The organism is Microcoleus sp. T3_D1 (genome assembly GCF_036700405.1).
In the GTDB taxonomy this organism is placed as follows: domain Bacteria; phylum Cyanobacteriota; class Cyanobacteriia; order Cyanobacteriales; family Microcoleaceae; genus Microcoleus.
In genome coordinates this window covers 38011-60076 of sequence record NZ_JAUBOV010000044.1, presented here as the reverse complement: position 1 = coordinate 60076, position 22066 = coordinate 38011, and the positions used below count along the sequence as shown (strand labels likewise).

24 protein-coding genes and 2 pseudogenes are annotated in these 22066 nt (G+C 46.1%); 15 read left to right on the top strand and 11 right to left on the bottom strand.

Annotated elements, in window-relative coordinates; translation table 11 throughout:
* Nucleotides 1-312 precede the first annotated feature (312 nt).
* The 5 genes from QT992_RS20070 to pstS all read right to left on the bottom strand — a co-directional run bounded on the left by QT992_RS20070 (nucleotide 313) and on the right by pstS (nucleotide 5241).
* Complete coding sequence (locus QT992_RS20070; protein WP_333338699.1) at nucleotides 313-447, bottom strand: hypothetical protein; 135 nt, start codon at nucleotides 445-447, stop codon at nucleotides 313-315.
* A gap of 253 nt (nucleotides 448-700) precedes the next feature.
* Complete coding sequence (gene pstB, locus QT992_RS20065) at nucleotides 701-1501, bottom strand: phosphate ABC transporter ATP-binding protein PstB (protein ID WP_333342936.1); 801 nt, start codon at nucleotides 1499-1501, stop codon at nucleotides 701-703.
* 210 nt (nucleotides 1502-1711) lie between these two features.
* Nucleotides 1712-2605: a phosphate ABC transporter permease PstA gene (gene pstA / locus QT992_RS20060; protein WP_333107069.1), complete on the bottom strand. Its 894-nt coding sequence runs from the start codon at nucleotides 2603-2605 to the stop codon at nucleotides 1712-1714.
* Between the two features lie 34 nt (nucleotides 2606-2639).
* Entirely contained in the window at nucleotides 2640-3596 is a 957-nt protein-coding gene (pstC, locus tag QT992_RS20055; RefSeq protein ID WP_333321808.1) for a phosphate ABC transporter permease subunit PstC, read from the bottom strand.
* A gap of 457 nt (nucleotides 3597-4053) precedes the next feature.
* Complete coding sequence (gene pstS / locus QT992_RS20050) at nucleotides 4054-5241, bottom strand: phosphate ABC transporter substrate-binding protein PstS (protein WP_333342937.1); 1188 nt, start codon at nucleotides 5239-5241, stop codon at nucleotides 4054-4056.
* A 456-nt stretch (nucleotides 5242-5697) separates the two neighbouring features.
* On the opposite strand from pstS, the gene QT992_RS20045 reads away from it, so the two are divergent.
* The 13 genes and pseudogenes from QT992_RS20045 (at nucleotide 5698) to QT992_RS19985 (ending at nucleotide 12207) form a co-directional block, all read left to right on the top strand.
* Entirely contained in the window at nucleotides 5698-6276 is a 579-nt protein-coding gene (locus QT992_RS20045; RefSeq protein WP_006635529.1) for a biotin transporter BioY, read from the top strand.
* Between the two features lie 265 nt (nucleotides 6277-6541).
* On the top strand, nucleotides 6542-7051 hold the full coding sequence (gene lspA / locus QT992_RS20040; protein ID WP_333139481.1) for a signal peptidase II: 510 nt from the start codon (nucleotides 6542-6544) through the stop codon (nucleotides 7049-7051).
* A gap of 336 nt (nucleotides 7052-7387) precedes the next feature.
* The gene (locus QT992_RS20035; protein ID WP_333377608.1) at nucleotides 7388-9025 is read left to right on the top strand and encodes a radical SAM protein; all 1638 of its coding nucleotides are present in this window, start codon (nucleotides 7388-7390) and stop codon (nucleotides 9023-9025) included.
* Between the two features lie 142 nt (nucleotides 9026-9167).
* A complete protein-coding gene (locus QT992_RS20030) occupies nucleotides 9168-9500 on the top strand; it encodes a type II toxin-antitoxin system RelE/ParE family toxin (RefSeq protein WP_333321802.1) in 333 nt (110 codons plus the stop codon).
* Between the two features lie 4 nt (nucleotides 9501-9504).
* Nucleotides 9505-9858 carry a transcriptional regulator gene (locus tag QT992_RS20025; protein WP_333321800.1) on the top strand — a complete coding sequence of 118 codons (354 nt, stop codon included), beginning with the start codon at nucleotides 9505-9507 and terminating at the stop codon, nucleotides 9856-9858.
* Between the two features lie 13 nt (nucleotides 9859-9871).
* Nucleotides 9872-9985, top strand: a pseudogene (locus tag QT992_RS20020) (SRPBCC family protein); the annotation flags it as partial.
* A 34-nt stretch (nucleotides 9986-10019) separates the two neighbouring features.
* A complete protein-coding gene (locus QT992_RS20015) occupies nucleotides 10020-10361 on the top strand; it encodes a type II toxin-antitoxin system RelE/ParE family toxin (protein WP_333321798.1) in 342 nt (113 codons plus the stop codon).
* Nucleotides 10354-10704, top strand: a complete 351-nt coding sequence (locus tag QT992_RS20010; protein ID WP_333321796.1) for a transcriptional regulator — start codon at nucleotides 10354-10356, stop codon at nucleotides 10702-10704. Before QT992_RS20015 ends, QT992_RS20010 begins: the two co-directional genes overlap by 8 nt.
* A gap of 13 nt (nucleotides 10705-10717) precedes the next feature.
* Nucleotides 10718-10831, top strand: a pseudogene (locus tag QT992_RS20005) (SRPBCC family protein); the annotation flags it as partial.
* Between the two features lie 59 nt (nucleotides 10832-10890).
* Nucleotides 10891-11196, top strand: a complete 306-nt coding sequence (locus tag QT992_RS20000; protein WP_445251180.1) for a type II toxin-antitoxin system RelE/ParE family toxin — start codon at nucleotides 10891-10893, stop codon at nucleotides 11194-11196.
* Between the two features lie 4 nt (nucleotides 11197-11200).
* On the top strand, nucleotides 11201-11560 hold the full coding sequence (locus QT992_RS19995) for a transcriptional regulator (RefSeq protein ID WP_333336503.1): 360 nt from the start codon (nucleotides 11201-11203) through the stop codon (nucleotides 11558-11560).
* A 13-nt stretch (nucleotides 11561-11573) separates the two neighbouring features.
* Nucleotides 11574-12035, top strand: a complete 462-nt coding sequence (locus tag QT992_RS19990; protein WP_333377605.1) for an SRPBCC family protein — start codon at nucleotides 11574-11576, stop codon at nucleotides 12033-12035.
* Nucleotides 12019-12207, top strand: a complete 189-nt coding sequence (locus QT992_RS19985; RefSeq protein ID WP_006635525.1) for a CPXCG motif-containing cysteine-rich protein — start codon at nucleotides 12019-12021, stop codon at nucleotides 12205-12207. Before QT992_RS19990 ends, QT992_RS19985 begins: the two co-directional genes overlap by 17 nt.
* A gap of 4 nt (nucleotides 12208-12211) precedes the next feature.
* On the opposite strand, the gene QT992_RS19980 is transcribed toward QT992_RS19985, so the two are convergent.
* The 3 genes from QT992_RS19980 to QT992_RS19970 form a co-directional block, all read right to left on the bottom strand.
* Nucleotides 12212-12964, bottom strand: a complete 753-nt coding sequence (locus QT992_RS19980; protein WP_333377602.1) for a gamma-glutamyl-gamma-aminobutyrate hydrolase family protein — start codon at nucleotides 12962-12964, stop codon at nucleotides 12212-12214.
* A 208-nt stretch (nucleotides 12965-13172) separates the two neighbouring features.
* Nucleotides 13173-13835, bottom strand: coding sequence for a DUF2834 domain-containing protein (locus tag QT992_RS19975; protein ID WP_333321789.1), 663 nt, complete (start codon nucleotides 13833-13835; stop codon nucleotides 13173-13175).
* A gap of 126 nt (nucleotides 13836-13961) precedes the next feature.
* Nucleotides 13962-15209, bottom strand: coding sequence for an FAD-dependent oxidoreductase (locus QT992_RS19970; protein ID WP_333377598.1), 1248 nt, complete (start codon nucleotides 15207-15209; stop codon nucleotides 13962-13964).
* A gap of 229 nt (nucleotides 15210-15438) precedes the next feature.
* Between QT992_RS19970 and QT992_RS19965 the strand changes: the two genes are divergently transcribed.
* Nucleotides 15439-16830, top strand: coding sequence for a glycoside hydrolase family 10 protein (locus QT992_RS19965; protein WP_333336494.1), 1392 nt, complete (start codon nucleotides 15439-15441; stop codon nucleotides 16828-16830).
* Between the two features lie 210 nt (nucleotides 16831-17040).
* Nucleotides 17041-18021 carry an aldo/keto reductase gene (locus tag QT992_RS19960; RefSeq protein ID WP_333336492.1) on the top strand — a complete coding sequence of 327 codons (981 nt, stop codon included), beginning with the start codon at nucleotides 17041-17043 and terminating at the stop codon, nucleotides 18019-18021.
* 208 nt (nucleotides 18022-18229) lie between these two features.
* Here the strand turns inward: QT992_RS19960 and QT992_RS19955 are convergent, their stop codons facing one another.
* The 3 genes from QT992_RS19955 to QT992_RS19945 all read right to left on the bottom strand — a co-directional run bounded on the left by QT992_RS19955 (nucleotide 18230) and on the right by QT992_RS19945 (nucleotide 22065).
* Entirely contained in the window at nucleotides 18230-19447 is a 1218-nt protein-coding gene (locus tag QT992_RS19955; protein WP_333336490.1) for a M20 family metallopeptidase, read from the bottom strand.
* 173 nt (nucleotides 19448-19620) lie between these two features.
* Nucleotides 19621-20328, bottom strand: a complete 708-nt coding sequence (gene bioD, locus QT992_RS19950; protein WP_333336488.1) for a dethiobiotin synthase — start codon at nucleotides 20326-20328, stop codon at nucleotides 19621-19623.
* 60 nt (nucleotides 20329-20388) lie between these two features.
* Entirely contained in the window at nucleotides 20389-22065 is a 1677-nt protein-coding gene (locus QT992_RS19945) for a serine/threonine-protein kinase (RefSeq protein WP_333336486.1), read from the bottom strand.
* Nucleotide 22066: the final 1 nt, after the last annotated feature.

Here is a 22066-nt window from a genome sequence, read left to right as displayed (position 1 = left end):
TCCGCAATTAGAAAGCTTGGCAGCTTCGGAACACAGGTATTCAAGAATAGCTTGAACATCTGAATCAGCCAGAATTACATTTTGTTGACAGCCAAACATGAGTAGTCCTCTTTGTTGTAATATAATACAGCAAAACACCGGAAAAGAGCGTGAACAAACGTTGAGATTTTTTAGATGCAGGAATCTAAATTTGCACTCGTTGAAGATCGCTGCAAATCTGTAGGTAGAACTAAAACTGATGTATTTATAGTCAATCAGGAGCCTCAAGGTTAAGGAAAAGCCGTCCTGAAAGGACGGGGCTTCAGCCCTCCGCTACGCTCCGCCCAGTTTTTTGGTGAAATCTTCGAGCATTTCTTCACAAAAATCAGCGGCTTGTATCTGCAAAAAGTGCGATCGACTCACATCTTGCACCATTGTCAAGAACAGGCTTTTCGGCCTGTTCCACAAAGAGTGAATTTTCTTGTGGAACAGGCCGAAAAGCCTGTTCCTAAAAAGCTTATTGAGAATGGTGCAACATCTCCGATCGAGCTATTAAACATAAAACCCAGAATCCCGCCTTCTCCAAGAAAGCGGGATTCTAAATTCAGAAAAGTTTTATGCAGTTTTTTTTGTCGCTAGCATACTGAGCAAATTAAATGTTTTTAGTCTCAAGCGAGAGGGACTTCGTTTCTGTAGCGAGAGGCTTCAGCCTGTCGGGGAATCAACCAAAACGGCCACTCACATAATCTAAAGTAGACTCTTCCTTCGGAGTTTGGAAAATTACCTCAGTCTTGTCACACTCCACAAGATAGCCAAACCGCTTCCCATCGTCAGAAAGTTTAGCATTGAAAAAAGCAGTCAGGTCAGAAACCCGAGAAGCCTGCTGCATATTGTGAGTAACGATCACAATCGTATACTTCTCCTTGAGTTCCCGCATCAACTCCTCAATCTTAATCGTAGAAATCGGGTCAAGAGAAGCGCAAGGTTCATCCATTAACACTACATCAGGATTAATCGCGATCGCCCTAGCAATACACAAACGCTGCTGCTGGCCACCCGAAAGAGAAAAACCGCTTTGCTTCAACTTATCCTTCACCTCATCCCACAAATAAGCTTGGCTGAGCGATTTTTCCACCAGCTCATCCATATCTCCCTTATAATTGTTCACCCTCGCACCGTAAGCAATATTGTCATAAATCGACTTCGGGAAAGGATTCGGCTTTTGAAACACCATCCCAATCTTGCGGCGCACCTCCACAGCATCAATATCAGGATCGTAAAGATTTTGACCCTTGTAATCAATTCTACCCTCTAAACGAAAACCGCTAACTAAATCGTTGAGGCGGTTAAAACATCGCAGAATTGTACTTTTACCGCAGCCAGACGGTCCAATCAACGCAGTAATGCGATTTTTAGGAATCTCCATAGAAACATTTTTAACCGCGTGAAAAGCGCCGTAAAAAATATTGATATTTTCTGTCCGTAAAACTGTTTCCGTTTGCTTGTCTAAATCCATCATCATACAGATAATACTCCAATCGAATTTTACAAATTACCGCTGAACAACGATCTCAATTCCGGTAGATTTCTTATAATATCTTGGCCGGGGCGGCTTTACTGGAACTCGGGTTTGTATTGAATATCTTGGCGAACCCGCCCCTACAATAATTATATTTATTTAACCGGAAATGATATGACAACTGACAACTGACAACTGACAACTGTCAACTGACTAATACACTTTTTTGTGAGTAGCCCAGCGAGAAAGAATACTCGTCAATAAAACCATAATCACCAAAATCAAAGATGCCGCCCAGGCCAATTCTTTCTGTGCCTTAAAAGGAACCGTTGCAAAGTTGTACACCAAAACCGAAAGACTCGGAGTTGGCTTATCAAATCCTGCCGGCCAAAAAGGCGAATTCAGCGCCGTAAAAATCAAAGGAGCAGTTTCTCCTGCAGCGCGAGCAATTGCCAGCGTCACGCCCGTTAAAATAGCCGGAATTGCCGCAGGCAAAACCACCTGCAACACCGTCTGATAATTAGAAGCACCCACACCAACCGAGGCCCATCTAATATCTTGCGGGACGATTTGTAGAGCTTCGTCAGTAGTCCGCACAATCGTCGGCAACATCAGCACGGCCAGCGCCGCGCCCCCTGCAATTGCCGAAAAACCTCCCATATTTACCACGAACAAACCGTAGGCAAATACCCCTGCAATAATCGAAGGAACGCCGCTGAGGACATTAGTAGCAAAGCGCACCCAGCGAGCTACTTGGCCGCTGCTGAATTCCGACAAATAAACGGCGGCCAATACACCAAAAGGAACAGCAATTAAAGAAGCAATTCCCACCGTCATCAATGTACCGAGAATTGCATTAGCAATACCGCCTCCCGATAGTCCGGGCGGGGGTGGCAGCTTGGTAAACAAGTCTAAATTCAGGCGATTGAAACCTTGTACGGTGACGTAGGAAAGAACTGCAAACAAAGGCAGCAGAGTGATGGCCAGACTAGCTCCAGCCAATACAGTCATCCCCAGACTAAACAGCGCTTGCGGGCTGTTTTTAACCTTCTTTAAACTGCCTGTTTTTGATACCAAAGGATTCTCATCGGAGACGCTATTTGACATAAACTAAAAATATGTAGGAAATGGCGGCAAACTTCTAGTTGTACTTCGCTCTTACTTGAGAAACAATCCACTCTGCCAAAATATTAACAATCAGTGTCATAATAAACAGAATTAGCCCAGTGTACATCAGAGCTGCTACTTGCAACCCGGAGGCTTCCGCAAACTGATTTGCCATCAGAGAAGCAATTGTATTTGCCGGAGCTAGCACAGAAAGACTTAACTGATTGGAATTGCCAATTAACAGAGTCGCAGCCATTGTTTCTCCCATCGCGCGACCGAGCCCAAGCATAATTCCGCCGACAATGCCGGAAAAAGCCGCCGGTACGAGTACCCTAAAAATCGTTGTCCACCGAGTAGCCCCTAAACCTAGAGATGCTTGTCGCAAATCGGGCGGGAGACTTGCCAAAGAGTCGCGGGAGATAGCAGTAATAATGGGCAAAGTCATGATTCCCAAAATTACTCCTGCTGGTAACATTCCCGGCCCAACTGGCGAGGTGCTAAAAATCGGCAGCCATCCGAAAGTGCCGTTGAGAAACTTGCCGAGAGTAGTAATCAGGGGAATCAATACAGCAATTCCCCACAAACCGTAGACTACGCTGGGAATGGCAGCTAAAAGTTCTACTAAAAAAACCAAAGCTGTGCGGACTGGCAGCGGCAAAAAATCTTCACTCAAGAAGATTGCAGTCCCTACTCCTAATGGTACTGCAATTAGGAGCGCGATCGCCGAACTGACGATCGTCCCGTAAATCATCGGCAGCGCACCGTACTCTTCTTTAACCGGATTCCAATCACTACCAAACAGAAAGCCCAAACCGTACTGTTGAATTGCAGGTAAAGCCCTGTAACCAACGGTGAGCGCGATTACCAGCAATATTACACCAACTCCTATGCCCAAAATCCGCGTGAGCCAGATAAAGCCTTGGTCTAAGGATTTTTCTGCCCCAGAGCGCGATCGGCTCTGTGATTGAGCGCTGTTATTATCTGAAATCATAGAAAAAAAAACCAAATATATAGTAGCGGAAAATAGCCTGTTTCGGAAAAAGCTAGAAGGAAGCAGAAAGAAAGACCATAAATAAAATCACATAGGGGCGGGTTAATTCATCACCTAACTTTTCAACAAATATTTCTGGTAAAACCCGCCCCTTGTATTTTGAAAGAGGTAGATGGCGATTTACAGCCCAAGCGGGGGCGGGTTTATCAGATTATTGATTTTAAGCAATTATGGTTTGTGAAACCCGCCCCTACACAGATGCACCGATTGTTACATAGAAGAGGGGCGGATTTATTAATCCCCTGACTTTTTAACAAATATTTCTGGTAAAATCCGCCCCACAGAAATATCTCTCTTCGTTCTTCCTGATTTTTACCCGCACGCGCAATGCCGAAGGCCTTTTTTCCCTCTGACAACGGACAACAGTCAACAGTCAACAGTCAACAGTCAACAGTTACTATTTGGCTACCTCAATCTTGTAGTCTGGGCTGATGCCGTCAGCGGCTGCGGCTACTTTTTCTCTAACGTTTTGGGGCAGAGGAACGTAGCCCAATTCGGAGCTCACTTTTTGACCTTCAGTTAAGCCGTATTCAACCATTGCCTCGATGGTTTTGGCTTTGTTGGGGTCAGCAACTGTTTTGGGGACGAGCATCCAAGTGTAGGTGACAATTGGATAGGATTGAGCGCCTTCGGGGTCTTCGATAAATGCTCGCAGGTTTTCCGGCAGCGGCACAGTCGCTAAAGCTTGAGAAGCTGACTCGTCGGTAGGTACTACAAATGTGCCTGCTTTGTTTTCCAAAGATGCAAATTTGAGATTGTTGTTTTTGGCGTAGCCGTATTCTACGTAGCCGATGCTGCCGACGGTTTGCAGGAGTTGGGCTGTGACGCCTTCGTTGCCTTTTGCGCCTACGCCTACGGGCCACTGTACTGTTTTGCCGTCGCCTACTGCACTTTTCCAGTCGGGGCTGATGGCACTCAGGTGTTTGGTGAAGACGGCGGTGGTACCGCTACCGTCGGAACGGTGGACGATGGTGATGGCTTGGTCTGGCAATTTAGCGCCCGGGTTTGCCGCTGCAATTTTGGGGTCGTTCCAGTTGGTAATTTTACCGGCGAAGATATCTGCGTAAACAGCCCGTGGCAGTTTCAGTGGTTCGGTTAAGTCTGGCAGGTTGTAGCCGATGACGATGCTGCCGGCTGTCATGGGCAGCAGTATCACGCCTTTGTCTGCTGGAACTTTGGCAATTTCGTCGTCTTTCATGCCGGTGTCGCTGGCCCCAAAGTCTACTGTGCCTTTGGTAAATTGTTCGACTCCGGCGCCGCTGCCTACTGATTGATAGTTAATTTGTACTTTGGGGTTGATTTTGTTGAAGTCTTGAAACCAACGCTGGTACAGGGGGGCGGGGAATGAGGCGCCGGCTGCGGTGATGGCTACGTCTGAGGCTAGGGCGAGTTTGGTGTTTTCCGCTGTGCCGGTGGCTGCAACGGGGGATGCGCCGGGGGATGCTGCGGTGTCGCCGCCGGGGCTGGTGGTGCCGCCTGTGGGTGTGCTGGGACTGCTGCAAGCTGCTACACTGAGGGCGATCGCCATAGCGGAAATTGCAGTAGTCAGACGGTTTGGATTAATCAAGTTGAGACGAAAAAGCATAGGTATAAAAAATCTGCGATCGTTATAGGGGTGTCCCGCACCAGCATAGCGCGCAAAAGTAAAGGTTAGGTTAAGAATCTTTACACTTAATGGCAATTTAATATTAATTAATATTATTAATGTTAGTAATGAGCTTGACAATTGTGAATATATAAGATATAGGGCAGAGAAATAGCTACGGAAACAAGCAGTCGATCGCCCGATCGCGAAAAATTCCTCATTAAATTATCACAAGATCGAGGCTGGAGAACCAGAAAACCATACAATGGTGGTTATTTTGACAGTAGTGCTAGTATTAAGAATTTAAAAGCTGCGGGCATTTAAGCTTGCATCTGACAAATGCCTTCTGACGAATGCCGTTTGATGATGTAGCAACCGCCCTGACGGTTAGGACGTTCTTAATTGCACAAACATAAACGGTCGATTGCAACTTCCTTCTTTCTTCCTTCTGCTATAATGCCTGCTCCTATTGAATTAATCTGGGCTGTTATTGGTTTGCTCCTGACGATAGGAGGCACTTTTTTGCCTGCATCTGTCACAATTCCGATTGGGTTGTGGGACGATCGAGGACTTCAGGCCTACTCTTTAGGTGTTACCTATCAAATTGGAGCCGTCTTGCTAGTAGGCTGCATGGGGGGGAAAAATGCTGCGGCTCTCTCGCAAATTGCTTATTTGGCATTAGGATTAACTTTGTGGCCAGTTTTTTCTCAAGGCGGCGGCATCGGCTATCTCAAAGAAGCGAGTTTTGGGTATTTGCTCGGTTTTGTGCCTGGTGCTTGGGTGTGCGGCTGGGTGGCTTTTAAGGTGGCTTCGCGGCTGGAATCTATGGCTTTTAGCTGTTTGTGCGGTTTGTTCACTGTTCACGCGATCGGCTTAATTTATCTAATTTTTACTTACTGGCTGCCTCCGGCAAAAAAAACACCTTTATTCGATGAGATTCTTAAATATTCGGTTTATCCTCTGCCGGGACAATTAGCGGTAGTTTGTGCGATCGCAGTGCTGTCATTTACTTTGCGCCGCTTGATGTTTTATTGATTGCGAAGGAAGTTCGGCAACGGATTATGTAACGGATGTAACGGATGTCAGGAAGAAGGAATAAGGAATAAGGAAGGAGGAAGAAGGAACAAGGAAGAGGTAACTGGTAATTGTGCAAAATAAGGTTATACTATACATTGCCCAACGGGAGAGTCCTGTCGCTGCGGCTGGGATTGCTTTTATCCACTGCATTCTGCTCGCAATGACAAGTGAGATTGGAGTAAATTCTCTCAGGCCCGATGCCCCATTTTCTATTGCTTAATTCATGCGTTTTAAAAGAAATCCCTTGTTCTGGGTTGCTGCTGTTATCAGTTTAGTTTTAGACCACCTGGCTAAGTTTTGGGTGGTGCAAAATTTTGAATTGACGGTTCCTCCGCAAACGCAGCCACTGTTACCTGGGGTGTTTCACTTCACTTATGTTGTTAATACCGGTGCGGCTTTTAGTCTGTTCAGCAATGGCGGGGCGATTTGGTTGCGGTGGCTGTCTTTGGCCGTTAGTGTCGGATTGATGGTACTAGCTTGGTTCGGGCCGCGAATTAACCGCTGGGAACAAGCTGGCTACGGTTTGATTTTGGGGGGAGCACTGGGGAATGGGATCGATCGATTTGTTTCGGGCCACGTTGTAGATTTTATCGATTTTCGGATAATTCGGTTCCCCGTATTTAATCTAGCCGATGTGTTTATTAATGCTGGGATTATCTGTTTGCTGATTGCAACTTTTCACAGTCCACCGCCGCCGAGAAGGCAAGACGATGGCGATTCTATTTCAGAGTAAATTTGAAGAAGCAATAAGGAAGTTCGCCAACAGATTCGCTTTCTTCGGATGTAACTGAGATGTTGCACCATTCTCAATAAGCTTTTTAGGAACAGGCTTTCCGGCCTGTTCCACAAGAAAATTCACTCTTTGTGGAACAGGCCGAAAAGCCTGTTCTTGAGAATGGTGCAAGATGTGAGATGTAACGGATGTAACAGCTAACTAACTGTAGGGTGCGTCAGCGGGGAGATCCTTAGTTTGTGGTCGCCACATTCAACCCTGACGCACCCTACAATGACTTTGGAAATGGCTTAAAATGAGATAAGAACAGACCTATTGTTAAAACTAAATTTGCCCGTGAATCCTAATCCATTTGCTCAAGAACGCTTACTATTTGCCCCAGCAACCCCCGATGCTGATGCTATCCCGACTATTTTTGCTTTTCCCAACGAGTACACGGTGGGTATTACCAGTCTCGGCTATCAGATAGTGTGGGCAACTTTGGCTGTGCGATCGGATATTGAAGTCAGTCGTTTATTTACTGATATCCGCGAACAACTTCCCCGACATCCAGAATTACTGGGATTTTCGCTTTCTTGGGAACTAGACTATGTAAATATTCTAAATTTATTGGAATCTCTAGAAATTCCGATTTGGGCGTCAAAACGAACTGATAATCATCCGATAGTATTCGGCGGTGGCCCGGTTTTTACTGCTAATCCCGAACCTTTTGCCGATTTTTTTGATGTGATTTTGCTGGGAGATGGCGAACATCTCATAGACAATTTTATTGATGCTTGTAAAGAAGTCCGTACCGCCGACAGATTAACTAAATTGCGGCATTTAGCCCAAGTTCCGGGAGTTTACGTCCCCAGTTTGTACGAAGTAACTTATCTCGATGCTGCTGAGGGGATTAAATCGATTCAGCCTGTCGATTCGGGAATTCCCAGTATGGTTGAAAAACAGACTTATCGCGGCAATACTTTATCTGCTTCCACTGTGGTGACAGAAAAAGCGGCTTGGGAAAATATTTACATGGTGGAAGTGGTTCGGAGTTGTCCAGAAATGTGCCGTTTTTGTTTGGCAAGTTATCTGACTTTGCCGTTTAGAACTGCGAGTTTGGAGGCTTCGCTAATTCCGGCGATCGATCGCGGTTTAGCTGTAACTAATCGTTTGGGTTTGCTGGGTGCTTCGGTGACTCAGCACCCGGAATTTGAAGCGTTGCTGGATCATTTGAATCATCCGAAATACGACGGCGTGCGGCTGAGTCTTTCTTCGGTACGGACGAATACGGTGACAGTTAAATTGGCCGAAATATTGACAAACAGAGACAGCAAATCTGTGACAATTGCGGTGGAAAGCGGGAGCGATCGCCTCCGCAAAATCGTTAACAAAAAACTCACAAATGACGAAATTATTCAAGCTGCTATTAATGCTAAGGCGGGCGGCTTAAAGGGAATTAAGCTTTACGGGATGGCGGGAATTCCTGGTGAAGAGATGGAGGATTTAGAGGAGACGGTGGCGATGATGCGGGCGATTAGAAAAGCCGTTCCCGGTTTGCGCTTGACTCTGGGATGCAGCACTTTTGTCCCGAAATCTCACACTCCTTTTCAGTGGTTTGGAGTGAATAAAGATGCGGAGAAGAGGCTGAAGTTTTTAGATAAAGAATTGCGGAAGTTAGGTTTAGAATTTAGACCTGAAAGCTATAACTGGTCTGTGATTCAGGGTTTGTTGTCAAAGGGCGATCGGCGGTTGTCTCGGCTGTTGGAATTAGTGCGGCATTACGGCGATACTTTGGGCAGTTATCGGCGGGCATTTAAGGAGTTGCGCGGACAGTTGCCTGAGATGGATTTTTATGTTTTTCAAGAGTGGGAATTGGATCGGGTTTTGCCTTGGAGTCATTTAAAAGGGCCGCTACCGGAGGCGACTTTGAAGAAGCATTTAGCGGAGGCGCTGAGTCATTTTAGGACGAAGGATTTGCAGTTGACGAGTTAAGAAATAGCGGATGCGAAAGTGCGTTAGCGAAGCTCGCCCCTACGGGGGCTACGCCAACGAAGAGGATCGCATCTTTGCAAGTAAGTAGATTGAAAGCTAACTTAACAAGATAAAATAAGGAGCGACGTACTATAATACAATTATGCCAGAAGTTCAACCCAAGGAAATTCAGCGTTATGTCACATCAGATGGCAGAGTACCTTTCGCTGAGTGGTTTGATTCCTTCAAAGATACAAACACTCAAGCCAAGATTCGATCTAGGCTAAATCGGGTTGTTACTGGTAATTTGGGAGACTATCGTTCAGTTGGAGAAGGAGTTTGCGAACTCAGAATAGACTATAGCCCTGGTTTCCGAATCTATTTTGGGCAAGTTGGAACAACAATTGTGCTTCTCCTCTGCGGTGGAGATAAAAGCACTCAAAACCGAGATATCCTCCAAGCAAAAGAATACTGGACAGATTACAACAGGATTTAAAACAATGGCTAAAAGTATTCCAGATCATCCGTTTTTGATTGAATCTCTGAGAAAAAACCCGGCATTGTCAGCCGCCTATATAACGGCGACTATAGAGGAAATCGACCCGGAACCTGAATTGCTGAAACTTGCTCTGGGCGATGTAGCAGAAGCTTTGGGTCTACCAAAAATGACTCCAGAACAATATGAATTGCACTTAAAAAAACTGGATGAATTGCTGTCGCAGCAAGGAAGTGATGCGATTGACAATCTGGGAACTTGGCTGAATGCTTTGGGATTGAAACTAACAGTTGCTGTTTGTACTGATACAGAGGATAATACTGCAAATGCTGAAACGCGATCGCAAATAACTGTTTAACTTGATATACAAAATGCCTAATTTTCGATATTCATCCTTAATTAATGCCACCGTTGAAGCAGTCTGGAACTTTCACGAAAGGCCGGACATTCTGCAACTTTTGACTCCGCATTGGCAACCGATTCAAGATAAGACGAGGAGCGACATACTATAATACAATTATGCCTGAAGTCCAACCGAAAGAAATTCAGCGTTATACTACGCCAGACAACAGAGTGCCTTTCGAGGAATGGTTTAATGTTCTCCGAGATGGCAAAGCTAAAGCTAGAATTAGGTTGAGATTAGACAGAGTTCAACTCGGCAATCTCGGAGATTATCGATTTGTTGGAGAAGGAGTCTATGAATTAAAAATAGATTATGGCCCTGGATACCGAATCTATTTCGGACAAGTCGGCACAACTATTATCCTGCTTTTAATAGGCGGGGATAAAAGCACTCAAGGCCGAGACATACAGCAAGCTATCAAATACTGGACTGATTACAGGAGTGAAGATAATGCCTAAAAGTTTACCTTACCATCCCTCACTAATACAATCTCTCAAAAACCCCATAGATTCTGCTATGTATCTAGAGGCTTTTTTTGAAGAAGAAAACCCCGAGGCAGAACTGCTAAAAATGGTACTTAACAATGTAGCAGAAGCTCTCGGTCAACCACAAATGACTCCTGAACAATATGAATTGCACTTAAAAAAACTGGATGAATTGCTATCGCAGCAAGGAAGTGATGCGATTTATAATCTGGGAACTTGGCTGAATGCTTTGGGATTGAAACTAACAGTTGCTGTTTGTACTGATACAGAGGATAATACTGCAAATGCTGAAACGCGATCTGAAATAACTGTTTAACTTGATATACAAAATGCCTAATTTTCGATATTCATCCTTAATTAATGCCACCGTTGAAGCAGTCTGGAACTTTCACGAAAGGCCGGACATTCTGCAACTTTTGACTCCGCATTGGCAACCGGTTCAAGATAAGACGAGGAGCGACATAGTATAATACAATTATGGCAGAAGTCCAACGAGAGTGAAATTCAGCGTTATGTTGCCTCAGACGGTCAAGTGCCGTTTGATAACTGGTATGATTCGCTCCGAGATAGCAAAATTTCAACAATTATCAATAAAAGACTTAACCGAGTTATTTTGGGGAATTTGGGAGATTGTCAATCAGTTGGAAATGGAGTCTTTGAATTAAGGATAGACTATGGCCCTGGTTTCAGAATCTATTTTGGGCAAGTAGGAACAACAATTATACTTCTTCTGTGCGGAGGAGATAAAAGCACTCAAGACCGAGACATTCGCCAAGCAATAGAATACTGGACAGATTATAGGAGTTAAAAAAATGCCTAAAAGTTTACCGTATCATGACTTTTTGATGGCACGGCTAAAAAACCCCGGTTATGCGGCAGTCTATCTCGAAACTCATTTTGAATTAGATGAAGGCGAAGAACCTGACGAAGCATTGCTGAAACGAGCTCTGGGCGATGTAGCTGAAGCTCTAGGTCAACCAAAAATGACTCCAGAACAATATGAATTGCACTTAAAAAAACTGGATGAATTGTTGTCACAGCAAGGAAGTGATGCGATTTATAATCTGGGGAGTTGGCTGAATGCTTTGGGATTGAAACTAACAGTTGCTGTTTGTACTGATACAGAGGATAATACTGCAAATGCTGAAACGCGATCGCAAATAACTGTTTAACTTAATCTAGAAAATGCCCCATTTTAAATATTCATCCTTAATTAATGCTACCGTTGAAGCTGTCTGGAACTTTCACGAAAGGCCGGACATTCTGCAACTTTTGACTCCGCCTTGGCAACCGGTGAAAATCATTCGCCGCGAAGGGGGACTCGATGTGGGTGCTGTATCAGAATTTCGCCTGTTATTGGGGCCGATTCCTGTAAAATGGGTGGCGACTCACACTGAGTGCGAACAATATCGCTTGTTTGTTGATGAACAAACTGAGGGGCCGATGGCACGTTGGACTCACCGACACGAGTTTACCTCAGAAAATGGCAAGACTAGATTGACAGATGCGATCGCATTTTCGATACCGGGCGGCCCAATTGTCGATTTGTTGTTAGGTTGGTGGGTGGAAATGCGGTTAACAGATATGTTTCGCTACCGCCACGAAGTCACAAAAAGAGAGTGCGAGAAAGATGCAAACAACGGCTGAATATTACTGTGCTTTCTGCGGCGAACCGAGTACAACTTTTGTTGATATCAGCGGTGGTATGGAACAATCTTATATCGAAGATTGTCAGGTTTGCTGTCGCCCGAATGTTCTGTATGTCAGAATAGATGAAGATACCCTGGATATTGAAATAGATACTGACTATCAAGAATAAGTGACTATCCAAATGTATGAATTGCCTGTGATGCTGACTTGGTAGAGTTCATAAATTTTGAAGCTGCTGCTTCTACGAAAGCCTGAAAAATTCGAGCGTTGAACGAACAGTTGGGCGACATTTCCGGATGCCATTGAATTGCTATCATCCAAGGGTGATAGCAATGTTCCATTGCTTCTACCAAAGTGTCAGGTGCATTGGCTACTATTCGCCAATCGGATGTTACCTTCCGCACTGCTTGATGATGCCAGGAAACAACTGTTGTTGAAGTTTTTCCCATAATTTTTGCTAGCCGACTGGTTGGCTCAATTTCAATGGTATGCTCGATCGCACGCGGGGGAATTCCCGATCCGTGATTAACCTCATCTCCGTAAGCATCCGGTACGTGAATCACCAAACTGCCGCCGCTGGCTACGTTCAGGATTTGCATTCCCCGGCAAATCCCCAACACAGGTATGTCAGCCTTCAAAGCTAGCTTTGCTAAGTTTAATTCAAAATTGTCGCGTTCTGCATTAACCGAGTAAACTGTGCGATCGACATAACCGCCATAAAGTTCTGGGTTGATATCTCCGCCGCCGGAAAAAATCAAACCATCTACTGCATCAAAAATACTAGCGGGATCTAATTGATTGGGCGGCAGTAAAATCGGAATGCCACCAGCCGCCTGAACTGCATCAATATAAGTTCCATTTAAGCGATATTCGCCTGCTGGACAGCGGTTGTATGTTGTGATGCCAACAATAGGAAATTTTTTCATTTGCTAGAGACTGGGAGATAATTATTTACATTAATACTCAGATTTGGCACTATTTGTAATCAGTGTGTCATGGGCGGGCTAGAAGCCCAACCCCTACTCCCCACAATAAAACTTACTTACTTATTGTGAAACAGCCATCTTGCCTGTTTCTTCTCTGATTACTTGTGATTGATTTCTACATTAAACTGAAAATTCCCTGCACTGCTGTCTAATTTGTAACAGTTTCAGTATTAATTTCCGGTAGGGGTTTGCGCGTGCACAGATAAGCCAGCGGCCCGAACAGCGGTACTAATGTTACTGCCCAAAATGCTATAGAACTCTGCATTCCTCGGCGCGCCATATCGTCTCCTAATAAGGCAGGAAATAGTAGGCAAAGCATACAAAAATCTAAACTCATTACATGGATAAAGCGGCTAGTCTGCCACTGCCCAATAAAATCAGACCAATCGCCTTTTGTCAAGCCAAAGGCAACTAAACCAACAGCAGCTAATGTTAAGAAAAATCCAGTAAAACGGGAGTCTAATATCTTTAAAAAGATATTTTTATGACCGGAAAATTCTGGATTCGGCTGGCGCAGGGCTAAATAAGGCAGCAAGGCAAATGCGCCGATGCCAAAGGATAAAACGCCAAATAACCATGCAGGTATTTTCTGGCCCCTGCCGTCAGCAAATAAGACGCAACTGTAGATGAGCGGCCAGACTCCCATGAGGTTGAATAACGCTACAATTAAAGGGTTGATGTCTGCTATTTTGCCTGTGGAAATATTGGTAATTAGTGTGATGGTTTTTTCTGGGCTGTCGGGTGGTGCAAATACAAAGGCGTAGGTGATAAATGCAATCCAAAGCAGCCCAAATCCAATTTTTCTGAACATAGTTAGTTTTTCTTACTTCTGATATTACTATAGCAAGCTTCAATGGTTTTTGAATAAGACTTTTTTTATTTACCGCAGAGGACGCTCTTGACGCAGAGGAAGAACGGAAAATATCTGAATGTATTGCTATTTGGTATTGCGGGTTTTGGGCAGATTGCTAAATTTTTGCATAAATTGGCGATCGATCCAATCTTTCCAATACCACAACAACCGTGATTCCCACATGAAATTGCCGCGAGATGCGATCGCCCTTTTATTCCCAGTACCAATTAAGCCTAAGTATTGTTCTTGCGGTGCAAAGGGTTTCAGCGGTTTTTCCAATAAAAACTGCTGCAAATTTTCAAACAGCGGTTTGCCCTGACGCACGGCAAACACGCCTGCTTTGGGACGGGGATAATTAACCATCGCAGCGATATCTCCTGCCGCAAATACGTTGGGGTGAGAGACGGATTGCAGGCAATCGTTGACTTGCATAAAGCCGTTTGAGTCGGCTGCTAAACCGGATTCTCTTATCCAATTGGCTGCCGATGCTTGTGTTACCCAAAAAATGCGATCGCACTCTAATTCTAAACCTGATTTACAGGAAATTTGGTAATCGGTAGGGAATGGAAGAGTGGTTTCCCTCTCAATTTTTTTTACAGCACAGACTTTTTCCTTTAAATGCAATTGAATACCGCGACTGATGAGAATTTCTTGAAGGCGGTGACGCACTCGATGGTTATGTGCAGACATTAATTCAGCACCGCTGTGAAACAAATGAATTTCTGATGATAAATTTTCTAAAGTTTCTTCCCTCTTCCTTCTTCCCTCTTCCTTCTTCCCTCTTCCTTCTTCCCTCTTCCTTCTTCCCTCTTCCTTCCCCAATCGAGATTGCATATTTAATGCTAATTCTACGCCGCCTGCACCGCCGCCAACAATAGCTATACGCAGCGGTTTTTGGGGATGGTTTTGCCTTTCGGAAATTAACTGATTCCAGCTAGCTAAAAACTCCGGTACGGGTTTAGCTGCAATTGCATATTCTGCAGCACCCGGTACAGATAAAGTCGCAGGAGTGCTGCCGATATCCACCGAAAGCACATCAAAATTAACCGGAGGGCAAGTTTGACAAATAACTAAATTTTTGTTAATGTCGATCGCGATCGCCCGATCGATTAATATTTGACATCCGGCCAATTCCGCGAGCGATCGCAAATCGATGTGACATTCATCATAATCGTAAAACCCGGCAACGTGTCCCGGCAGCATCCCCGAATAAGGCGCGTGCAGCACGTCGCTAATCAGAGTCAAACGCACTCCCGGCAGCGGTTTGATACCGAACATTTTTAATACTATAGCATGACTGTGACCGCCGCCAATTAACACTAAATGTTTCACAATTACAGATGTTCTATCGAGATATTCCAGCACCGATATTGTACAGCACTTGCACTCCTTGGGGCACAGAGTCCGGTAAGGATAGCTGGCAGTGCGTAATTAATGATTTCCCAGCAGTTAGACAGAATGCTGTCACTTACCCTCTGTCTCAGAGATTATACGGATCTCAGTTGCGATCGCATAACATCAATTCACCCATTTCAGTTAACCGATCCCACATTCAGCGCAAATGGCTGTAGACTGTAGAGCGAGCAAATTTTATCACCAAATTATGCCAGGGTGTGTTTCAATAGCTAACTCACCATTCAAAACTATGACATTACGCATCATTCCGCGCAGTTGGCAGCGATCGATTAAAACTCTTTTCCCGCTTCTGTTTGCCCTCTCATTCATTATAGTATTGCTGGCGAACAACTTCATTCCGGCGATCGCCCAGCAACCCCGCCAGGAAATTCGCGGCGTTTGGATGACGACAAACGACAAAGACATCCTCAGAGATCGTCGCAAATTAGGAGATGCTGTCAGCAAACTAAAACGGTTAAATTTTAACACAATCTATCCCGTTGTCTGGAATTCTGGCTATGCAATGTATCCCAGCGATGTAGCGCAGCAAAAAGACATTCAACCCTTTGTTTACAGAGGGTTAGAGGGACAAGATATGATCGGAGATTTGATAGCTCAAGCTCACCGCCAAGGCCTGCTAGTAATTCCTTGGTTTGAGTTTGGTTTCATGGCTCCTCCCACATCAGAATTAGCCTTAAATCATCCCGATTGGCTGACACAAAAACAGGACGGCAGCCAAACATCTATCGGTGCAGGTGGCGAAGTAGTTTGGCTCAATCCCTTTCATCCCGAAGTGCAGCAATTCATTACCCAACTCGTACTAGAAATCACCACTAAATATAACGCCGACGGCATTCAATTTGACGATCACATGAGTTTGCCGTCTGAATTTGGATACGATGAGTACACAGTTGCTTTGTATACCAAAGAAACCAAACAACCTCCGCCAAAAGATTTTCAAAACCCAGCATGGGTGCAGTGGCGAGCCAATAAAATCACCGCTTTTATGTCGCAGCTAAATCAAGCCGTAAAAGCAGTCAAACCCAATGCAATTTTCTCTATTTCTCCCAATTACTACGAGTTTGCTTACAAACATCACCTACAAGATTGGCGGGCTTGGGTGCGTTTGGATATTGCCGACGAGCTAATTGTGCAAGTCTACCGTTCCAATCTAGAATCATTTGTAGACAAGATTAACCGTCCAGAAATGCAAGAAGCGCAGCAAAAAATTCCCACCGGAGTTGGGATTATGACAGGTTTGAGAAATAACCCCGTACCGATTCAGCAAATTAAATCTCAGGTGCAAGCAGTCCAAGGATACGGCTTAGGTGTCGCTTTCTTCTACTACGAAAGCTTGTGGGAATATGCACCAGAACCTCTAGCAGTTCGACTTTCTCAATTTAGCGGTTTCTTCCCGTCTTCTGCATTCCGAACAGCGCTACAAATACCCAGACGCGCGGCGACTTTCCCTCCGCCTGCGCCACCAAAACCAGACCCCAAAGCTAAGCCAGAGGAACCTACCAAAAACAGCCCACCTTCGCCATCACCAACCACGTAAAAGAATTAAAGAGTCATCAGTCATTAGTAATTAGTTAGAAACCATTAATTCTGAGGGGGGAGTTTTACAACAATAAGGCTCTGAGGGGCGGGCTAGGAGCAACCGTTCACAAGAAAATCCACTCTTTGTGGAACAGGCCGGAAAGCCTGTTCCTAATAGAGGCGCAAGATGTCAGTTTAACCGGAGTTAATATAACAACCATCAATAAAAATGCAAACAAAGCAAAAAATTTTACTGCCAAAAATGGGCTGCGGCACTTGGGCCTGGGGCAACCGATTCCTCTGGGGCTACAATGAAAGTATGGACGACGAATTGCAAGCCGTTTTCAATCTTTGTGTTAGTAACGGCGTCACTTTATTCGATACCGGGGACTCTTACGGAACAGGGAAATTAAATGGACGTAGCGAACAGCTTTTGGGTCAGTTTTCTCAACACTATCAAGGTGCAAATAAAGAGAGTATTTGTATTGCGACAAAACTGGCTGCTTATCCTTGGAGACTGACGCGACAATCAATGATATCGGCTTGCAAAGCCTCTGCTGCGCGCCTCGGAAAAAATGTAGATTTGGTGCAAATGCACTGGTCTACAGCCAATTACGCTCCTTGGCAAGAGGGGGCTCTTTTAGACGGTTTGGCTGACCTTTATGAGCAAGGATTGGTCAAGGGAGTGGGCTTGTCTAATTACGGGCCGAAACGGCTGAAATGGGTGCATCAAAGATTTAGCGATCGCCAAATTCCTATTGTTACTTTACAAGTACAATATTCGCTACTTTCTACCTATCCGGTGACAGAACTAGGATTGAAAGATGTTTGCGATGAATTGGGGATAAAATTGATTGCTTACAGTCCTCTAGCCTTGGGGTTGCTGACGGGTAAATATTCCGAAAATGGATCTCTTCCTAAAGGTATTCGAGGTTTGGCGTGCAAGCAGCTACTTCCGGGAATGCGATCGCTTTTGGAGTGTTTGCGAGAAATAGCGGCATTCAGAAACAAGACTGTTTCGCAGGTAGCAATTAACTGGTGCATCTGCAAAGAAACTATTCCGATTCCGGGGGCGAAATCTGGGGCACAGGCGAGGGATAATATTGGTGCTTTGGGGTGGGAGTTAGACTCCGGGGAGATTGCCGAATTGGATAAGGCGGCGGCGAGTGTAGATAAGAAAATGGTGCAGAATATCTTTCAAACTCGGTAAAAAGACTCTCGCGTGGGGTGGGGGCGGGTTTATTTAAGCTGTCTGCATTCTTTAAATCTTTTGGTGAACCCGCCCCTACAGTTTTTTGACGGCGGGTGCAAGAGATCGGGTTAAATAGATATGATTGCTGTAGGGGCGGGTTTTACAAACTATCATTGCCTAAAATCAATAATCTCATAAACCCGCCCCCACCGGATGACACAATCTTTTATTGATTCGCACAAAACTTTTCCACGCAGCGCACAAACATTTCTACACCCATCCCCAGCGCAGTTTCATCAAAATCAAAACGCGGGTGATGGTGCGGGTAAGCCAAGTTTTTCTCTGGATTTGCCGAACCCAAAAAGAAATAGCAACCGGGAACTTCTTGCAAAAAGAACGACATATCCTCGCCGCCCATTGTTTGACATTCTGGAACGATTCCCGCCGGAGTTTCGACAACTGCTTCTGCCACGTCGCGCACCAATTCAGCTATTCTCGAATCATTAATAACTGGCGGATAAAGCGCACAATAATCTAATTGGTAATTTGCCCCGTGACTCTGACAAATTCCGGCAATTACTTGCTCGATTCGCTGTGCAAAATAACCTTGATATGCTGGATTGAAATAGCGCACCGTGCCAGCGATTTGAGCAGTATCGGCAATGACGTTGTGGGTGTCGCCTGCGTGGAATTTGCCGACAGTTACTACCGCTGAGTCGATCGGGTCAATGTTCCGCGCGACAATTGCCTGCAAAGCGCTGACAATTTGGGCTGTAACTACGATCGAGTCCACAGTCTGATGTGGCATTGCGCCGTGTCCACCTTTGCCAAAAATCGTGCAGTCAAAAACTTCCACAGCCGCCATCAAAGCGCCGCTGCGGACGCCTACAGTGCCCAAAGGTAGATTGTTCCACAAATGCAAGCCGACGATCGCATCAACATCAGGATTCTTCAAAACACCCGCCTCAATCATCGGTTTTGCGCCTCCTGGCCCTTCTTCGGCGGGCTGAAAGATAAATTTTACCTTACCCGAAAAGCTGTGTTTGTGCTTTGCCAGATAACAAACAGTACCAAGGGCGATCGCAATGTGGCCGTCGTGGCCGCAAGCGTGCATAATTCCATCATGCTGCGATCGATAATCCACCTCATTTTCTTCTTGAATAGGCAAAGCATCCATATCCGCGCGAATTGCCAAAACCCGCCCCGGTTTGCCGCTGTCTATAGTTGCGACAATACCAGTTTTAGCAATATTAGTTTCATGATCTATTCCCCACTCCTGCAACTTTTGCGAGACAAACTGCGCCGTTAAATTTTCATCAAAACTCAACTCCGGCTTTTGATGCAAAAGGCGACGCCATTCGACTAGCTGAGGCTGCAAATTTCTAATTTCCAGCCGCAACTGAGATAAATCGACAGAGGTTAAATTCGGTAAAGTAGAAACCATTTTTTATTCTCCTTATAGCAATTCTGAATGAATAATTTGTGAAACTCTCTCTTTTCTTTCTCTGTGCTCTCTGCGCTCTCTGCGGTTAAAATAAAATCTTAGTTTTTAACCACAGAGGCCGCAGAGTACGCTGAGGAAGAGAAGAATGAGAAAGAGAGGTGTTGAGAATAGGGTTATTTAGAAGTCTGAGGAACTAAATTAACCCCTGGCAGTAACTGTTCTAAATCTAAATCTGAAGCAATTTTAGCTAATTTAGCAAGGTCAGTCGGGTCATCTAAATGCGGCAAAATACCCAACACAGGTATTTGAGTCAGCGACTGGATCAAATCAACGGGCGCTAAATCGGCAATTTCTTGTTCAGAATAAGCTTTAATGCAATTGAGCACAATTCCTCTCAGCTTAAAACCAGTGTGTCTGGCGAGAGCCACATTCGCCACAGCTTGCCCGATCGCCCCCAACCTCACAGGTACTACCAAAACCCCCCTCAGCCGCCAATCCCTGGCAATATCGGCCACCGTCAGTTCCCGCGTTACAGGTGAGCCCAGCCCTCCCAAAGCTTCCACCAACACAAAATCCTTGCGCTCAGAGAGGCTTTGCCACGCCGTCCAGACCTTTTCGAGCTCGATACGTCTCCCCTCCCGTTCCGCAGCAATCGGCGGTGCTAGAGGCGCATCAAAGTGCAGCGGATTGAGTTCTTCGGGGGATTGGTCGAGGGAAAACAAACGGGTGTAGAGTTCGCGATCGCCCGTTCCCGTTTGCATGAGTTTCATAAGTCCCAAACTGCGATCGGGAAAATACATTTGCCAATAAGCAGCCAGAGCGCTGGTCAAAACAGTTTTGCCCGCGTCGGTATCAGTTCCAGTAATTAGCAGCGAGTTCATTGGCAAATAGCTAACAAGTAATTGGCATCAACCTCAGTCTAGGGGAATTTTGCCAGAAGTTTAGAGTTCTGGCGATGGTGCGGGTGTTGGTGCTGGTTCCGGTTCCGGCGCTGGTTCCGGTTCCGGTTCCGGCGACGGTGCGGGAGTTGGTTCCGGTTCCGGCGATGGTGCGGGTGTTGGGGCCGGTTCCGGCGATGGTGCGGGTGTTGGGGCCGGTTCCGGTGTTGGTGCGGGTGTTGGCGACGGCGCGGGAGTTGGTTTGGGTGCGGGAGTTGGTGCGGGCGCCGGTTTGGGCGCCGGTTTGGGCGCTGGAGCCGGCGCTGGCGTCGGTTTTGGTGTCGGAGTTGGCGCTGGGCTTGGTTCTGGGTTCGGTTCCGGCAAAGGTTCTGGGTTCGGTTCCGGCAAAGGTTCTGGGTTCGGTTCCGGCAAAGGTTCTGGGCTTGGTTCCGGCAAAGGTTCTGGGTTCGGTTCCGGCAAAGGTTCTGGGCTTGGTTCTGGCAAAGGTTCCGGGGTTGGGGTTGGCAAAGGTTGCGGGGTTGGGGTTGGCAAAGGTAGCGGGTTTGGTATCGGAGTTAGTGTCGGCGTGGGATTTATGAGTGCTGGCGCAGTCGGAGTGGGTTTGGGGCGCGAATTGTTGAGAAATGAGCCGACTAAAGCCCAGGAACCGAAGCCTGTCAAGATTACTAAGCCGGCCAGCAGTCCGATCGCAGCAATGGGATTGTCCCAAAAAGTGTCGCCAGCAGGCTCAATTAACGGGTCTGGCTGGTTTTTTTGCGGGTGGGAACTCTGGGCGACGGGCTCTGGCGGTCTGCCCACGGCCACCGTTGCGATTAGCGAAGGGTTTGTCGGTACCACTGCTGGCGGCGCGGGCGGTACAGTTGGCTGGCTAGGTTTAGGATTAGTTTGGGCGTCGAGTGCTTGGGCGACTTCGCTGACAGATTGATATCGATCGCCCGGAGACCGGCTCAACATCCGATTGAGCACCAAAGCCAAACCCGTGCTCACCTGCACTTGCTGCTGCCAATTCCACTGCAGCGTTGTTTGATCGAGCAATTCCTGCGGTTCTTTGCCTGTCAGCAGGACGATCGCCGTTACGGCTAAAGCGTAGAGGTCGCTGCTGGCTGTTGCCCGCCCGCTTTGCAACTGTTCCATCGGCGCGTAGCCGATTTTACCGACTGTTGTCGCGTGGGCTGTTCCTTCGGGAGACTGGACTTTGGTGGCGAGTTCCTTCACCACTCCAAAGTCAATCAGCACCGGCATTTGGTCGTTTTCGCGCCGAATTATATTTTCTGGGGAGATGTCGCGGTGGATGATGCCGCGGGCGTGGATGTGAGCGAGTACCGGCAGCATTTGCCGGATAAATACCAAGACTTCGGCTTCGGTGAAGCTGCGACCATTTGAAGTTCGATCGAGCATTAGTTCGCGGTAAGTCATCCCTTCCACGTAATCCTGCACTAAAAACAAACGCTGGTTCTCTTCAAATATTGCCCGAAACTGGGGAATTTGTGGGTGCCCAATTTGGTAAAGTATTGCCGCCTCTCTTTGAAACAATTCCTTCGATTTTTCCAAAACGTATGGCCCGCTTTGCACGGGAATCAATTCCTTCAGGGCGCAGCGTTCTTGAAACCGTCCCAAATCTTCTACTAAATAAGTCCGGCCAAATCCTCCTTGACCTAAAATATTCACCAAGCGGTAGCGGTTTTGTAGGAGAGTTCCAATAGCAATAGGTGGCTGCATA

Excerpts from the sequence above, each read along its gene's own strand:
- QT992_RS19980 (WP_333377602.1), bottom strand. The coding sequence starts at position 12,964 with ATGAAAAAATTTCCTATTGTTGGCATCACAACATACAACCGCTGTCCA.
- QT992_RS19945 (WP_333336486.1), bottom strand. The coding sequence starts at position 22,065 with ATGCAGCCACCTATTGCTATTGGAACTCTCCTACAAAACCGCTACCGC.
- QT992_RS20015 (WP_333321798.1), top strand. The coding sequence starts at position 10,020 with ATGCCTGAAGTCCAACCGAAAGAAATTCAGCGTTATACTACGCCAGAC.
- QT992_RS19975 (WP_333321789.1), bottom strand. The coding sequence starts at position 13,835 with ATGTTCAGAAAAATTGGATTTGGGCTGCTTTGGATTGCATTTATCACC.
- QT992_RS20045 (WP_006635529.1), top strand. The coding sequence starts at position 5,698 with ATGCCTGCTCCTATTGAATTAATCTGGGCTGTTATTGGTTTGCTCCTG.
- QT992_RS19990 (WP_333377605.1), top strand. The coding sequence starts at position 11,574 with ATGCCCCATTTTAAATATTCATCCTTAATTAATGCTACCGTTGAAGCT.
- QT992_RS20030 (WP_333321802.1), top strand. The coding sequence starts at position 9,168 with ATGCCAGAAGTTCAACCCAAGGAAATTCAGCGTTATGTCACATCAGAT.
- pstA (WP_333107069.1), bottom strand. The coding sequence starts at position 2,605 with ATGTCAAATAGCGTCTCCGATGAGAATCCTTTGGTATCAAAAACAGGC.
- bioD (WP_333336488.1), bottom strand. The coding sequence starts at position 20,328 with ATGAACTCGCTGCTAATTACTGGAACTGATACCGACGCGGGCAAAACT.
- pstB (WP_333342936.1), bottom strand. The coding sequence starts at position 1,501 with ATGATGATGGATTTAGACAAGCAAACGGAAACAGTTTTACGGACAGAA.
- QT992_RS20025 (WP_333321800.1), top strand. The coding sequence starts at position 9,505 with ATGGCTAAAAGTATTCCAGATCATCCGTTTTTGATTGAATCTCTGAGA.
- QT992_RS19965 (WP_333336494.1), top strand. The coding sequence starts at position 15,439 with ATGGCTGTAGACTGTAGAGCGAGCAAATTTTATCACCAAATTATGCCA.
- QT992_RS19955 (WP_333336490.1), bottom strand. The coding sequence starts at position 19,447 with ATGGTTTCTACTTTACCGAATTTAACCTCTGTCGATTTATCTCAGTTG.
- QT992_RS19985 (WP_006635525.1), top strand. The coding sequence starts at position 12,019 with ATGCAAACAACGGCTGAATATTACTGTGCTTTCTGCGGCGAACCGAGT.
- lspA (WP_333139481.1), top strand. The coding sequence starts at position 6,542 with ATGCGTTTTAAAAGAAATCCCTTGTTCTGGGTTGCTGCTGTTATCAGT.
- QT992_RS19995 (WP_333336503.1), top strand. The coding sequence starts at position 11,201 with ATGCCTAAAAGTTTACCGTATCATGACTTTTTGATGGCACGGCTAAAA.
- pstS (WP_333342937.1), bottom strand. The coding sequence starts at position 5,241 with ATGCTTTTTCGTCTCAACTTGATTAATCCAAACCGTCTGACTACTGCA.
- pstC (WP_333321808.1), bottom strand. The coding sequence starts at position 3,596 with ATGATTTCAGATAATAACAGCGCTCAATCACAGAGCCGATCGCGCTCT.
- QT992_RS19960 (WP_333336492.1), top strand. The coding sequence starts at position 17,041 with ATGCAAACAAAGCAAAAAATTTTACTGCCAAAAATGGGCTGCGGCACT.
- QT992_RS20010 (WP_333321796.1), top strand. The coding sequence starts at position 10,354 with ATGCCTAAAAGTTTACCTTACCATCCCTCACTAATACAATCTCTCAAA.